Origin of the sequence: Capnocytophaga catalasegens, assembly GCF_026005215.1 — a bacterium.
Taxonomy (GTDB): domain Bacteria; phylum Bacteroidota; class Bacteroidia; order Flavobacteriales; family Flavobacteriaceae; genus Capnocytophaga; species Capnocytophaga catalasegens.
This window is the reverse complement of the sequence record NZ_BPMA01000007.1, coordinates 1-15,984: the sequence shown is the minus strand read 5'-3', so window position 1 is coordinate 15,984 and position 15,984 is coordinate 1. Positions and strand designations below refer to the sequence as shown.

At 33.0% G+C, this 15,984-nt stretch carries 13 protein-coding genes; 8 read left to right on the top strand and 5 right to left on the bottom strand.

Annotated features, from left to right (window positions below):
* Positions 1–235: 235 nt before the first annotated feature.
* Complete coding sequence (locus OO775_RS01550; RefSeq protein ID WP_264845255.1) at positions 236–1,375, bottom strand: OmpA family protein; 1,140 nt, start codon at positions 1,373–1,375, stop codon at positions 236–238.
* A 100-nt stretch (positions 1,376–1,475) separates the two neighbouring features.
* Positions 1,476–2,771, bottom strand: a complete 1,296-nt coding sequence (locus tag OO775_RS01545) for a leucine-rich repeat domain-containing protein (protein ID WP_264845254.1) — start codon at positions 2,769–2,771, stop codon at positions 1,476–1,478.
* A gap of 425 nt (positions 2,772–3,196) precedes the next feature.
* On the opposite strand from OO775_RS01545, the gene carA reads away from it, so the two are divergent.
* The 6 genes from carA (at position 3,197) to recA (ending at position 8,486) form a co-directional block, all read left to right on the top strand.
* A complete protein-coding gene (gene carA, locus OO775_RS01540; RefSeq protein WP_264845253.1) occupies positions 3,197–4,312 on the top strand; it encodes a glutamine-hydrolyzing carbamoyl-phosphate synthase small subunit in 1,116 nt (371 codons plus the stop codon).
* A 13-nt stretch (positions 4,313–4,325) separates the two neighbouring features.
* Positions 4,326–4,649 (top strand): hypothetical protein, encoded by a 324-nt coding sequence (locus OO775_RS01535; protein WP_264845252.1) that lies wholly within the window; start codon positions 4,326–4,328, stop codon positions 4,647–4,649.
* 22 nt (positions 4,650–4,671) lie between these two features.
* A complete protein-coding gene (locus OO775_RS01530) occupies positions 4,672–5,190 on the top strand; it encodes a class I SAM-dependent methyltransferase (protein WP_264845251.1) in 519 nt (172 codons plus the stop codon).
* 131 nt (positions 5,191–5,321) lie between these two features.
* On the top strand, positions 5,322–5,798 hold the full coding sequence (locus tag OO775_RS01525; protein ID WP_264845250.1) for a hypothetical protein: 477 nt from the start codon (positions 5,322–5,324) through the stop codon (positions 5,796–5,798).
* A gap of 12 nt (positions 5,799–5,810) precedes the next feature.
* Complete coding sequence (gene eno / locus OO775_RS01520) at positions 5,811–7,103, top strand: phosphopyruvate hydratase (RefSeq protein ID WP_264845249.1); 1,293 nt, start codon at positions 5,811–5,813, stop codon at positions 7,101–7,103.
* A 225-nt stretch (positions 7,104–7,328) separates the two neighbouring features.
* Entirely contained in the window at positions 7,329–8,486 is a 1,158-nt protein-coding gene (gene recA / locus OO775_RS01515; RefSeq protein ID WP_264845248.1) for a recombinase RecA, read from the top strand.
* A 693-nt stretch (positions 8,487–9,179) separates the two neighbouring features.
* Here the strand turns inward: recA and OO775_RS01510 are convergent.
* The 3 genes from OO775_RS01510 to OO775_RS01500 form a co-directional block, all read right to left on the bottom strand.
* Positions 9,180–10,334, bottom strand: coding sequence for a helix-turn-helix domain-containing protein (locus OO775_RS01510; protein WP_264845247.1), 1,155 nt, complete (start codon positions 10,332–10,334; stop codon positions 9,180–9,182).
* Between the two features lie 49 nt (positions 10,335–10,383).
* A complete protein-coding gene (gene pta / locus OO775_RS01505; protein WP_264845246.1) occupies positions 10,384–12,465 on the bottom strand; it encodes a phosphate acetyltransferase in 2,082 nt (693 codons plus the stop codon).
* Positions 12,466–12,560: 95 nt separating this feature from the next.
* Positions 12,561–13,934, bottom strand: a complete 1,374-nt coding sequence (locus tag OO775_RS01500) for an SLC13 family permease (protein ID WP_264845245.1) — start codon at positions 13,932–13,934, stop codon at positions 12,561–12,563.
* 714 nt (positions 13,935–14,648) lie between these two features.
* Between OO775_RS01500 and OO775_RS01495 the strand changes: the two genes are divergently transcribed.
* Complete coding sequence (locus tag OO775_RS01495; RefSeq protein WP_264845244.1) at positions 14,649–14,801, top strand: hypothetical protein; 153 nt, start codon at positions 14,649–14,651, stop codon at positions 14,799–14,801.
* Positions 14,802–15,068: 267 nt separating this feature from the next.
* A complete protein-coding gene (locus tag OO775_RS01490) occupies positions 15,069–15,662 on the top strand; it encodes a hypothetical protein (RefSeq protein WP_264845243.1) in 594 nt (197 codons plus the stop codon).
* Positions 15,663–15,984 lie beyond the last annotated feature (322 nt).

Sequence of the window (15,984 nt, the reverse complement as noted above, 5' to 3'; positions counted from 1 at the left end):
AAAAAAGTAGTAAAATCCGAAATAATAGTTGATTTGAAGCATAAATAATTATGAGTATAACCGAGTGCAAAGATATGAATTTTTTTCTTTAAAAATAAAAATTTTTCAAAATTTATTTTCTGCAAAAAAAGGCTTTTAAGATGATCACACCATAAAAGCCTTTTTGACTAACGTTTAAATAAATTTTTAACTTACAGGGAAAAACCCATTTTAATGAAAAAACAACATTACTTTGTTATTCTTGTATTTCAACTTCTACTTCCAGAGGTATAACATTGATTTCAACACGGCGGTTGATTTCGCGTCCGCGTTCGGTATTATTGTTTTCTAATGGACGAGTTAAACCATAACCTTTTGCTTCTAAGCGTTTTTTATCAATGCCTTTCTGTATCAAATATTTTTTGATGGAATCGGCTCTATCTTGCGAAAGCTTTAAATTATGTTCGGCAGAACCCACATTGTCTGTATGTCCCTCTATCACAAAGTGAAAATCTTTATTTTCATTCATAATTTTGGCAATGTTATCCAAAATAAACTCGGCTTGTGTTTTGACAACCGATTTGTCTGTATCAAACAAAATAGTTTTGGCATACAAGTTGATCTCTTTGGTTACACGTTCTACACGAGCTACACGTTCCTGACGTTCAGCTTCTAAGCGTGCCAAGCGTGCTTGACGCTCTTCATCGGTTTCTTGGCGAGTAATAGATTTGTTTTGCGATACTTTTTTTCGTTTTTTAGGCTCTTTTGGCAATTTCTCACGCTCTACATGATCTACAATAGGATTTTCACGTGCTTTGAATGGCAATTTTATAACCACACCTGCCCCCCATTGGAAATAATCTTTGCCTATACCTCCTCCGAAAGCTGGATTGTAAGTAGTTTGTAAATTAGCTCCGACTATATCGGTAAACCAAAAATTGGCTCCCAACCCCGCTACAAGATTTGCTTTGCTTTCACCTTCAATGGAAGAAATACCAATACCCAGTTGTGGATATGGATCAAACCACGGAATAACACTCCATAAGCGATTCAGGTGATAACGAGCTCTTACATCGGCATCCCAAAAGGTTTTTCCACTGATAGTATTTTTTGCCTCGGGGAAATAGGTTTCATCTTTGGTGATGCTATTTAAAGCAAAAGCCACCTCGGCTGTAATCCCTTTTTTAATGTAACGTGCTGCTGAAACACGAAACGATACATTCATATCAGGGTAGCCAAACCAGTCTTTGGCAATACCACTAAAATCAGAGGGTACACGCATATCAACTGTATTGATACCCGCACCAACAAGCCAAGGTCGATAATTATCTTGTGCTGAAATATTATCACTTAGCATTGCTGCAAGAGCTATGATGAGTATTTTTATCTTGTTCATAATCTTAATTTTTACTTGCCGAGTTACTCTTTATCAGATAAGGGAGTAAGTAGCAAGAGTTTTATTATTTATTAACTTTTTAAATTTTTTATTTTGATAATTAGTAACCTTGTACGCCACCTTTAAATTTGTCTTTAAGCCAAGGATAACGCGAGTTCCAGTCTGCAAGTGAGGCATTTGGTACTAAAAGCCTTGCTTGTGTTTCTCCAATAAAGTCTGTGACAAGTGTTACCCCACTTGGCGTACTTGATTCGATACGAAGCTCCAAAAGCGTACCTTCAATACCTTTAAGCGCATTTGCATAAAGAGTAGTTAAGTTTTTCCCTAATTTTACAGTTGTAATAGGAGTACCGTTAAAAGCATATGCTCCAATACTTTTAATCGCAGGCAAATCTATCTTTGTTAGCTTGGTATTTGCAAAGGCATAGTCACTACTAATAGTTTCCACATTATTAGCTATTACCTCTGTTAAATTTGTACAACCCGAAAAAGAAACTCCATATATATATTTTATTCGATTAAGGTCAATCTTTGTAATATTAGTATTTACAGCTATTGATTTTTTATCAAATCCATAATAAGGATTATTTTTATGAAGTTCATAATAATGCAACCCATTTATATGAGTTACGCTATAAGGTGTTTTAGGTGGCACAGACAATTTGTCAAAACTATTTTTAGTTGTATTAGGGTCAATACCTATCACCTCTGTGGAAGATCTAAGCTCCCAGAATTTAGTAACTCTTCTTACGTGAACGGTATGCGTATCACCGGCAGCATTTTTAACAGAAAAAGTAATAGGTATACTTTCGTCATAGTGTTTTTGAGCGGTTACACGTATAATACCTCCATTAGCACTTACTTGTATTTTGTCTCGTGCAGAGGCAGGTTGTATATCATTTTGGAATAGGTTATACCCCAACGACTCGAACTCTACATAGCCTTTGGAGTCTTTTTCGGTCATATCACCGTCAATATTTTCAACGGTATAAACGCCGTTTTTCCAACCGGTATCTCGCTCAGTAACCTTCACATAGAGCGTGATAGTTTTCTTTACTCCGTCGGTATCTGTTCCTTTGATACTAACGGGATATTCGCCTACTTTGTAAGCTCGAATAGTCAGTTTGGCAGGGTTAGTAGTTTTTGAAAGACTGATAGCTCCACCAGAGTTTTCTGTCGCCTCAAAAGCACCATCTTTAAGTCCTTCAATCGTTAGCGTTTTTTCTTGTCTTTCTTCAACGCTAATGCTGTGCGTACCTCTATCTTTTGTAAATTGAAAATAGAGAATTTTCTCGGTATTCTCTTTGGGTATTTCGCCCACACCATCGTCTGCTTTTGTATTACAACTCACTATCAGAGCGAGTACTGCAATACTTGATAAAATATACTGCTTCATAAATGCAATGTGTTTAGTTAATTTTTATATACTTTTTCTGTTTGGGGTTTAAAAAAATCTTAATTCTGGGACAAAAGTACAAAAAAAATATAATCAAGTATTTTTTTATTCTATATTTAACGAATAATTAACATATAAATAGATAAGAGGTAATTTGTTGAGAAAAAAAATTTTGAAGATAAGTAAATAGTTTATACCTTTGTGCGACTTCTAATCTTGTTTCAACTTCACGTTGGAAGAGAAAACGTAGCGTGGGAAAACAACACCCCACCTATGGCACCTTTGTTACAAAAAAGAAAATTGGTTACCTGAATTTTCTTTTTCACATAAGAGCGTTTTGAAAATACAAGAAAGAAGAAATGAAAACATACAAAATATTATATACATTAAAAATAAAAAAATATTAAAAAAATCCTACTATTCAGATGAAATATACAACCAAAAAACCAGCCGTTCTTTTACTTGGAGACGGAACAATTTTCTATGGGAAGGCTGTTGGCAAAGAAGGTACAGCATTTGGCGAGGTTTGTTTCAATACCGGAATGACTGGCTATCAGGAAATCTTCACAGATCCATCGTACTTAGGACAGATATTGGTAACGGCTACAGCTCATATAGGTAATTATGGTGTTCATTCAGATGAAAACGAATCTGAAAGTGTAAAAATAGCTGGGTTGGTTTGCCGTAATTTTAGTCAAACGTACTCGCGTACATCGGCAAGTGAATCATTATACCATTTTTCGGAAAGAAATAATTTATTGATTCTCTGCGAAGTCGATACGCGAGCATTGGTAGCGCATATACGTGACTATGGTTCGATGAATGCTGTTATTTCAACCGAAATCACGGATTTAGAATATCTTAAAGAACAACTAAAACAAATTCCTTCAATGAAAGGGTTGGAATTGGCTTCAAAGGTTTCAACCAAAACCCCATACTTTGTCGGAAACCCAGATGCTACATACAAGGTTGCGGCTCTTGATTTGGGTATTAAAAGACATATATTAAAAAATCTAACCGCTCGCGATGTATATGTACAGGTATTTCCGTACAATACTTCTTTTGAACAAATGCAAGCATGGAAACCCAATGGGTATTTTCTATCGAATGGACCAGGTGACCCAGAACCACTCAAAGGAGTTATTAAGGTTGCTAAACAAATTATTGCACATAATTATCCGCTGTTTGGTATTTGTTTAGGACATCAAATTATTGCACTGGCAAATGGAATATCTACTTACAAAATGCATAACGGACATCGTGGGATAAATCACCCAGTGAAAAATCTTTTGACAGGAAAAGGTGAAATAACCTCACAGAACCATGGATTTGCCGTAGATAAGGAACAAGCTGCGCAAAGTGCAGAGGTCGAAATAACACATCTGCACCTGAATGACGGAAGTGTAGCGGGTATTCGTATGAAAAACAAACCTTGTTTCAGTGTTCAATATCACCCTGAGGCAGGACCAGGTCCTCACGATGCACATTATTTGTTTGACCAATTTATTGATTTGTTGAAAAAGAATAAATCAACTCAATAATAAATAAGCGATTATGTGGGTAGTGTTTAGCTTGGTAAGTATTTCTTTTGCATTGTTTTTTGCGCAACGTCTTTGGGGAAACAAAGGAATGGTTCGGTTGATGAATATCATACAAGTATTATTGGTTATTTTTTTATTAGTTGTGTGGTCTATGCCCAATTTTTCCGACAAAACCTATTTATCAACCTATATATTATTGTCAATAATCGTCGTTATTTTGCATACTATATTGTTGGTGCAATTATTTTTGGAAAGAGAAATAAAACTTTTGACAGAAGCATTGTTATTTTTCATTCCTAATCTTATTATTTTGAGCATATTGTGGGTCATTTCATAAAAAAAGTTCAAAAGAATAAAAAATGTATAAGATATATCCAAAAAAACGTTACGAAAAAACACTTTCTCTTTTGCAGAAATTTGCTCCTGAGCGATCTGTTATATTAGATATAGGCGTGTGTAATCCTTTTTCTGAACTGATGGAAACAAAAGGATATAAAGTAATCAATACTCAAGGCGAAGATTTAGATTTTGAAGCTTTGGAACTGAGGAAATATAAAGCAGATTTCGTTACTGCACTGGAGATTTTGGAACATTTGGTAAATCCGCTAGGTGTGTTGCAAAATCTTCCAGCCAAGAGATTGCTCGTTACGGTTCCTTTGCGATTGTGGTTTGCCAAAGCGTATCGTAACGTATCTGACTCGCGCGATTGTCATTATCACGAGTTTGAAGATTGGCAACTTGATATGCTTTTGGAAAAAGCAGGTTGGGAAATAAAGTTTCGAGAAAAATGGACACACCCTATACGTAAAATAGGTATTCGACCGCTATTGCGCTATTTTACCAATCGGTATTATGCGATATATGCCGAACGAAAATAAGTATTTGCCAGCAGAAATATAAGGTATCGAAAACATTAAAGGAATTTTTTTTCAAAAAAAATTCAGAAAAAAATTCTTTTACAAAGAAAAGATGTATATTTGTGCGATAGAAGATGAAGAATTTTTGAACTTTGAATCAAATAGTTTCCTTATTCTTTAAAATAAAGAAAGCAACTCTATATATATTCTGTGCCAATATGGTGCATGCGCTACTTTATTTGATTATAGAAGTATACGGAATAACAAGGTTTTACCTGTTTGGAGATAGAGGATTCTTTGATTTTGTAATGAAGTTTTCGTTCTTAAAAATGACGGGGAAATATGCTGTGATGAGTTATGTTTTAGGGCAATTTATACCTTTTCACAAGTTTCCTAAACCTGTAACTATGATTTTGTGTCTGCTGTATCCAGCAGGTACTTTTTTACAGATACTTGATACAATATGGAGACATTACTCGGGGGCAGAAGGATATTTTAGAAAGATAATGCCACTAAGTGAAAAGATAATGGAGCAACTACCTATGTTTATCGTTCAATTGATTATTGGTATAACATTAGGATTTTTATTAGCCAAAACAAGCGAAACCAGAAAAATATTAAATAATTAAATAATAAAAAATATGAGTATCATTATTGATGTACATGCAAGACAAATTTTGGATTCAAGAGGAAATCCAACAGTAGAAGTAGATGTAGTTACCGATAGCGGAGCCAAAGGACGCGCTGCTGTTCCTTCGGGAGCTTCAACAGGAGAATATGAAGCGGTTGAACTTCGTGATGGAGGTAAAGACTATATGGGAAAAGGTGTTCTGAAAGCCGTTGAAAATGTAAATGATATCATTGCTGAAGAAATTATCGGAATGAGTGTTTTTGACCAAAATCTTATCGATAAAACAATGATTGAACTCGATGGAACACCTAACAAATCAAAATTGGGAGCCAATGCTATTTTGGGAGTTTCTTTGGCAGTTGCCAAAGCTGCTGCAGAAGAATTAGGCTTGCCTCTTTATCGCTATGTAGGTGGGGTAAGTGCTAACAACTTACCCGTTCCAATGATGAACATCATCAACGGAGGTTCACACTCTGATGCTCCGATTGCCTTCCAAGAGTTTATGATTATGCCTGTGAAAGCAACTTCATTCACTCACGCTATGCAAATGGGTTCAGAAGTATTTCACAACTTGAAAAAAGTACTACACGACAGAGGTTTAAGTACAGCTGTGGGCGATGAAGGAGGTTTTGCACCAACTTTTGAAGGTACAGAAGATGCCATCGAAACAATTAAAAAAGCCGTTGAAAATGCAGGATACAAATTCGGAGAAGATATTAAAATTGCCCTAGATTGTGCTTCGTCAGAGTTTTACAAAGATGGTATTTATGACTATACCAAGTTTGAAGGAGCAAAAGGTAAAAAACGTAATTCAGAAGAACAAGTAGCTTATTTGACTGAATTGGTAAATAAATATCCTATCATTTCTATCGAAGATGGAATGGACGAAAACGACTGGGACGGCTGGAAAAAACTTACTGAAGCTATCGGAGACCGCGTACAGCTTGTTGGAGACGATTTGTTCGTAACCAATGTTGAACGCTTAGAAAGAGGTATTGAGCAAGGTGTAGGAAACTCTATCCTTATCAAAGTAAATCAAATAGGTTCACTTACTGAAACTATTGCCGCAGTTGATATGGCGCACAGAGCGGGATATACTTCGGTAATGTCACATCGTTCAGGAGAAACCGAAGATAACACAATCGCTGACTTGGCCGTAGCACTTAATTGCCGTCAAATAAAAACAGGCTCTGCTTCTCGTTCTGACCGTATGGCCAAATACAATCAATTGTTGAGAATTGAAGAAGAATTGGACGAAATAGCATATTATCCACAAGCGAAAGCCTTCAAAGTAAAACAATAAAGTTTTTAGTTATAGTTATTTGAAAAGGCACTCTATGCGTAGAGTGTCTTTTTGTTATAGATTTTATTCTGCTACAATGTATTGATTTTTAGACAATTGAATTACAAGAATAAAAAAATTTTTATAAAAAATGCAGAAATACGATTGATAGATAAAATTTTTTTATAAAAAAATGATTAAATATAATATTTATTCGTATTTTAGCACCCATAATCATTTTTCAAAATGGCTAAAAAAGAAAAAAAAGAATTAACTGAAAAAGAAGCCAAAGCAGAAGCGCTGAAACTCGCTTTGGAAAAATTGGATAAAGCCTTCGGAAAAGGAACGGTTATGCGCTTAGGAGAGAGAACCGTTGAAAAAGTAGAAGTAATTCCCACGGGGTCTATCGGTTTAGATGTAGCTCTTGGAGTAGGAGGGTATCCCAAAGGGCGTATAATTGAAATATTTGGTCCTGAATCGTCAGGGAAGACAACATTGACACTTCATGCTATTGCAGAAGCTCAAAAACAAGGCGGAACAGCAGCTTTTATAGATGCTGAACACGCTTTTGACCCTGTTTATGCAGCCAAATTGGGCGTGAATACGAAAGACCTGATTATTTCACAACCTGATAACGGAGAACAAGCCTTAGAAATTGCTGATAACTTAGTACGCTCAGGAGCTGTTGAACTGATAATAATTGACTCAGTTGCTGCTCTTACTCCCAAAAGTGAGATAGAAGGCGTAATGGGCGACTCTAAAATGGGACTTCATGCTCGACTAATGTCGCAGGCTCTGCGTAAAATAACTGGAAGCATCAATAAAGCAAATTGTGTAGTAATTTTTATCAATCAGTTGCGTGAGAAAATTGGAGTAATGTTTGGAAGTCCAGAAACAACAACAGGAGGAAATGCACTGAAATTTTATGCTTCAATACGTTTGGATATTCGTCGACAATTAACACCTATTAAAGATAAAGACGGAAATGCACTGGGTAATAAAACCAAAGTAAAAGTGGTTAAAAACAAAGTTGCTCCTCCTTTTCAAACGGTTGAATTTGATGTACTTTATGGAGAAGGGATTTCTAGAACTGGCGAAATAATAGATCTTGGTACCGATTATAATATTCTGTCTAAGAGTGGTGCTTGGTATAATTATGGTACGATGAAATTGGCTAACGGACGCGATGCAATGCGCAAAGTTCTTATGGATAATCCTGAACTAATGGAAGAGCTTGAAAACAAAATAAAAGAAGCTATCAAAGAAACAGGAGGTGTGCCTCCTTCTGGTAAAAAGAAAGCATCATCTACGAAGAGTTCTAAAACATTGAAACAGCAAATTCAAGAAGAAATGGAAGAAAACGAAGATGACTTCGAACAAGAAGAACAATCATACGAAGAATAAAAGATGTTTTGAAATTTCTATAGATTTTAAAAATATTATTGACAATCAGTATTTTATAGTGTCTGAATGAAAAATACCTTACGATATTAGATTTGTTTAAATTTTTACAAAAAACCTCATTATACTCCCTAAATACAGCATTGCGTTCTAAGTTGTATTTAGGGTTTTATATCTGATAATCAAATCTTTAACTCCATTAAACCAACTATTTTCAAACGATTTCCATATAAATTTCCATCAAAATAAACATCTTCATTTTGACGATTTCTCGGATTTTATTTCATATTGGTAATGATTTTTTTCTACCAAGATTTTTCTAAATTTCTGACAATCAAAACCTGCATTACATTGAAAAACAAACTTTTGTGATTAATTTCTACTTCTTTGGGAAAAAGTAAAATTTCTTCCATTCATACAAGCAATACTTACATATTTTTTCTCTTCAAAACACATCTCTACTGAGGCTCATTCTACTGACAACTTATTTTTAATTGATTGATTATCAGTATAAAAATTAGAGATAAATCAAATTTTGTATTAAATGATCTTTTTCGTAACTCATCTTCTATTTTTGAATAAAAAACACTATATCAATGATTTTAAAAAAGACAATAGCATTTGTTGATAATATTATATTGATGATAAACCTCGTAAATAAGTACTTTTTTATAAAAATATTTTGTAATACATTCTCTATTTAGCTTTGGTTAAATCATTATTTTTCTGCAATTTCAAATAATTGGAAGGAGTTTTTCCCATTTGCTTCTTAAAAACTTCATTAAAAGAAGATTTGGAATTAAACCCCGAGTCAAGTGCTATGCCCAAAATGTTCAAATTCTTATTTGTTTGGTCATTAGCTCTGTTGATAAACTCGCTGATGCGGTAGCTATTCACAAAGTCATAAAAATTCTTCCCCTCGCATTGGTTGATTATTTGTGACAAATTATTTGGCGAGATTTCCAATTTCTCAGCCAATTGACTCAGTGTTAGCTTCGGTTCAAGGTAAGGCTTCTCTTGAGCCATTGTTAGAAGTAATCGTTCGTGAAAGGCTTGTATTTCGGAAGGTTTTAATCCTGATTTTTTGTATTCGGAAGATTTGTTACGGACAATATCACTTTGAAGGATCATTTTCCCTGTGAAAATCCCTTGCTGACGAATCCCCTCAAAACCAATAGATGCTACCAAAAGGACAATTAACGTAAAGAAAACTAAATCGGTATTAAAACCAAAATTAAAATAGAACTGATACCGCAAGACCGAAACAATAATTCCTGTACCAAAAACAATTCCTATTCCGATAATAAAAAATTGCAGCCATCGCAAACTAATGCCTTCTTCATAAGCAAAATTAGCATTGATAAGTTGTTGATAATTACGTAATTTTCTGTATGAAATAATAGAATAAATAGCCCACGAAGCTATAAACATTAGAAAAGATATAGTGAAAAAAAACTGATACGCACTATCAAAATCTTGACTATCAAAAATTAATTTTTCCTCAGCTGTATAACCAAAATAAAACGGGAACAAATACAGATAAACCAATACAAAAGGTGCAAAATGTAATAAATGTTTTAGTTTAAAACATTGTTCACTTTGTAAAGAAAAATGTATATATAGATATAAAAAGGGTGCATACAACAGCGGAAAAGGATGTGTAACACCCAACAAATGAGGATATTTGTTACAATAACCTAAATAATGCAGATAATAACTTAGTAAATGGATACTAATAAATAATAACCAAACACCTAAAATAGTGTCTGACAAAGTCTTTTTTTGTTTTACAAACAGCAAAACAGCCAAAAAAAGCGACATAAAAATGCCAATGGTAAAAATCGTGTTCATAATCAAAAAAATGTAAAGCTGTCCAAGTGTTTGGGACAGCTTTATTCTTTTATTTTTCAGGCATTGCCGATTGAATAGCGGTAATAAGTACCGTGTTATAAATATCAGGAATCGTTGCTCCACGACTCAGGTCATTAACTGGTTTGCGAAGCCCTTGAAGCATAGGACCTATGGCAAGTGCACCTGTTTCTCGTTGTACAGCTTTGTACGTATTGTTTCCAGTATTTAAATCTGGGAAAATAAGCACATTTGCTTGCCCTGCTACTTGAGAATCAGGCATTTTTTGTTTTCCTACCTTAGGGTCAACAGCCGCATCGTACTGGATAGGACCTTCTACCAAAATATCGGGACGTTGCTCTTTTACTATTTCGGTTGCTGCACGTACTTTATCTACATCTTGACCACTTCCCGAAGTACCCGAAGAATACGAAAGAAGAGCTACCTTAGGTTCAATACCGAAAGCCTTAGCTGAATCTGCCGAGGTAATAGCTATTTCTGCTAATTGTTCTGCAGTCGGATTAGGAACTATCGCACAATCGCCATATACAAGGACTCTATCTTGCAAAAGCATAAAAAATACAGAAGAAACCGTCTTAACTCCTGGTTTGGTTTTTACGAATTGTAATGACGGACGTATGGTATGGGCTGTGGTATGTACCGCACCTGAAACCATTCCGTCTGCATCGCCCAAGAAAACCATCATGGTACCAAAGTATGAATAATCAAGCATAAGGTCTTGTGCCTGAGGACGTTCCAAACCTTTATCTTTACGTAATTCGTATAATTTATCTACATATGATTGATATTTTGGACTATCTTTGGGGCGAAGTATTTTGATACGATTTTCATTCCATTTTAGTCCTAACTCATTCACACGAACCATAATTTTTTGCTCGTCACCAAGTATGGTCAGATAAACCAATTCATCTTCGGCAAGCTCAGAAGCTGCTGTGAGAATTCTATCATCTGTTCCCTCAGGTAAAACGATGTGTTTTTGCAAATTTTTAGCACTTTGTACCATATTGTATTGAAACATACGAGGAGTTATTGTATCAGATTTGAAAGAAGAAATCTGGCTATTCAAACTTTCAAAATCAACTCTTTTTTCAAAAAGTTCAATACTCATTTTTATTTTTTGTTCAGCCTCGGGGTAAATTCGTGAATGGATTTTATTAACTCCCAAGACTGTTTCATAAGTTCCTTTTTCAGAGAGCATTATGGGCATAATATTTTGCGTTCCTTGCAAAAGTTTAAGCACCGAAGGTTGTAAATTGAATCCACCATACAATAAAATTCCTCCTACTCGTGGATATTCTGCCGAAGCATGAGCCATTACAGTTCCTAAAATAATATCGGAGCGGTCTGCTGAAATTAGCGCCAAACAGTCATCAGAAACATGGTTTAGGAAATTATGAACCTCCATTCCTCCTACAATTGTTTTTTTAGGTATTTGGTGAATATCTGCCCCTTCAAACAAAAATTTCGCATTGAGCGCTTCGGCTATTTCCTTGATAGTTGGGCGACTTAACATAGGTTCTTCGGGAATAAAATAAAAGCGAATATTTGGATATTTTTTATTTAATTTATCAATTGTTTTCTCAGAAAAATTGACAACTTTATTAACAAAAACACTCAAAATACGAACTTCTTTTTCCAGAATTGTATTTATTTCTATCTGAATATGATTAACTAGCTCTTCTTCCGAAGAAAAATTATCTTTCAAGACTACCAAAGCTGGAATATTAAGACTTTGCGCCAAAGAAATATTAAAATTTATTCCAAACGTATTGGTTTCTTCAGCAAAACCTATTCCATCAACCAAAACAAAATCGAATTTTTGTTCGAGTGCTTTGTATTTTTTAATAATAATATCATAAACCTCATCAATATTTCCGTCATTTTGAAGTTGATTTAATTGATTTTGTGAAAAAGCAAAGGCCTCTTGTTCGGTCATATTGAGTTTGAAATGTGAAATTATTGTTTTAATAAAATCATCATCTTTCCTATCTAATATTGGTTTAAAATACCCTACATTAGCTGTATTACGCATAATCATTTGCATTACGCCCAAACTTATCATTGATTTACCACTATAAGCATCGGGAGTAATTACATAAACAGATTTATTCATTGTATACCAAAATTTATTACGAGACGCAAAAGTAAAAAAAGATTGTGAAAAAAGTAATTTTTAAATACGTTTTTTTATTTTTTTAATGAATTTTGTTATTCAAACCAAAAATAATATGCGATAGTTGCGATAAACAAAATACACACAATATTCAAAACGAATCCAGCTCTAATCATACTTCGTTGTTCAATCATACCTGTTCCATAAGCAATGGCATTGGGAGGTGTTGCCACAGGAAGCATAAAAGCACACGATGCGCCAAGCCCAATAATCATTGTTAGTCCCAAAGGCAACATATTTAATTCTTTCGCTATTGAAATAAATATAGGTACAAGTAATGCAGCACTGGCTGTATTTGAAGTAAATTCTGTTAGAAAAATGATAAACATAGCAACTAACAAACCTATAAGATAAAAATGTTTTCCTTCTATCAAAAACACTACTGAATCGACCATTGCTTTACTTGCACCAGAACTTGTCAAAACTGCACTTAGGGTAAGCCCTCCTCCGAAGAGCATTAGAACCCCCCAATCTGTATTGTCTTGTATTTGTTTCCAATGGGCTACTCCCAATCCGCAAATAAGAATTGTTGCCATAAGAGCTACAATACTATCATAATCGCCTATTTTGTCTATTCCTAGTAAATTTGAAAAAGTTGGATTAAGCCAACTACCCGTTATCCAACACAATGCAGTAACAGCAAAAATTAGTATTGTCAAATATTGCTTTGAGTTAAGTTTTTCGGTATGCAATTGAGTTTCTATCTTTATATTCATTTTCGGACGAAAAATAAGAAATAAAACTAAAATCAGCAATGGCATAAGAACAATCATTACAGGAGTTCCATATTTGAGCCAATCTGAAAAAGTAAGATGCAGGTGCGAGGCAACAATTGCATTAGGCGGGCTACCAACAATTGTTCCCATTCCACCAATACTTGCACTATAGGCAATACCAAGAATAACAAATGCATATGTATTTTTATTATTCTGATAATCAAGTTGTTTTAACATTCCTATTGCAAGTGGAATCATCATTGCAGCAGTTGCCGTATTGCTAATTCCCATTGAGAGCAATGCGGTTACCGAAAAAAGTAGTAAAATGGCAACAAAAAAATTTCCTTTTGCCATCGAAAGGACTTTGGCAGCAATGTACTTATCTAATTTCTGAACACTCAAAGCGGTTGCTATAGCAAATCCACCAAAGAATAAAAAGATAGTAGGATTCGCAAAAGCCTCTAACGCAGGTTTCGTTTTTTCCAAGCCTAACAAAATAGCTCCCACAGGAACAAGCAACGCTGTAATTGTAATATGAACTGCCTCGGTAAGCCACAAAATAGCAACTAATACTAACAAGGCTAATCCTTTGTTGGTTTTTTCTTCGAAAGGCAAAAAGAATACGAATAAAAAAGCTAATACGACAGCAAATAATACGATTGCTGATTTTTTCAAAAGAAATGATTTGTCCATAACATTATCATTTTGGTTAATAAAATTTTGTCATTTAAAATAATTAAGATATTGTTAATAGTAAAGATACAATATAATTTAATACCAAAACACTGATTATCAACAATTATAATTTTTCATATTTCTAAAACATATACATATTTAACAATACCAAATAAAGTTATTTTAAACATTCTTATTTTTAATAGTTAAATGTTACAAAGGTAATACTTTCAAACTAAAAATACAAGATAAAAGAGTATAATTTTTTTAATCTCGTTGCACAAATCTCGTGATTTTTTACACTATTCACTTCTTATTTTTTTAATTATGAACAAAAGGTAATCAATAAATATAAGCCGTTTTATTTTTTACAAAAGATAAATTAAATACCTCAAACTATTTTGTGTGAAATTTTATTTTTGTTAGTTTAAAATGAATAATTACTAGTAATCATTCATTTTATATTAGTCAAAATTTATTTCTTATCGGTAAGAATCTATTTTCTATTGATAAAAATTTATTTGTTCTTAGTCATAATTTATAAAATAAAGAATAAAATATTTTTTTCTAATAACACAAATATGCTTTTTGTATAAAATAACAAATACTATTTGATTTCTGTCGAAAAACTTACAATCAGAACCATTGAAGATAAAAGAAATTTGTATTTTTGTCAAAAATATAAACAAAGATTATTTTTTGAGTTGTTGAAGAAAACACAAAACGTATATTATGAAAAAAGTTTTAATTCTACTGGGAATTTTAGCGCCTTGTTCGCAAGTAAAAAAAGAAAATAGAAATGAACTTATGGCTAAAATAACCTATTCTATTTCGAAAGATATTGAATTAAAAGCTCGTACAAAAACAAAATCAATCACGCAATGAAGCAATGAAAAAAATCTATTTTATTCTAATTCTTATTTTCTGTCAGAATTCGGTATTTTGTCAGAGAAAAAACGTTATTTCGTTTGAAATTTTATCAAATTGTTTCTCAATAGACAACCAAACAGACTCTTTAATTTCGGACAGAACGGAAAAATATATTTTTTACACTAATTTTCTTTTGAATAATCGAAAAGATACGGTTTTTATGAACAAAAATCAGAAATAAACCCCGAAAAACAATTTACAAATCGACTCATTGTAAAAGTTTTGGACAACAAAGCATATTTATTGATTTGGAATAAAAAGGATACTGACACCATTTCACTGCAATTCCACCCAAAAAAAAGAATGGTTCAGGTAAATGATGATTTCTATTTTTTGACTAATAAATATTATAAATTACTAACAAAAAAGATTTTAAAAGGAAAAAACATTTGCGAAATAGCAGATTTTTTAGATGATAATTTGGGAGATTATTTTCTGTCAGATGAACTATTTTTGATAAGTTCAAAAAGTAAATACAAGAAAAAATTTAGAATTAAAAATGCTACGATAAAAACGATAAAGGCAGATTCTGATGGATTTGATAGTTGGGAAGTTTCTTTTTTATACGATGAAAAAGGAATTTTAGAAATTCAAAAAAAGGGAATTAACGATGAATTCTTATACATCAAAACGAGAAAATATATTGATTTTGAAAAAATAATCTTTGAAATTGAAGAAAATACAGCCAAAAGAAATACAACTACACAACAAGAAATATTTTTTTCAAACCAACAACAAAAAATAGAACAAAAAAATGTTCAGTATGGGCTGAATATGATTTCATTTTTAAAGAATGAAGCTAAAAGGAAAAATTAGAATAGTTAAACAATTTTATTGTATAATATAGAAAACGATTTTAAAAATGATGAAAAAAATTAAACAAGTTTATTCCCAAGAAGTGAGGTTATATTTTTGGCACAAATAATTAAGTCACGTGTGAATTATTATAAAATCGTTTAATAGATTAATTGACATGTCTTAATTAGCTAAAAATATTTTCGAGTAATTAATAAAATGTATATTTGTGAAATATATTATAATACAATAATTGTTTTTTCGATTGAAATTTAAACAAAATTTGTATATCCGTAATCACTCATAAGCTGTAATATTGGCTAAAACCAATCTGTCAAATAAC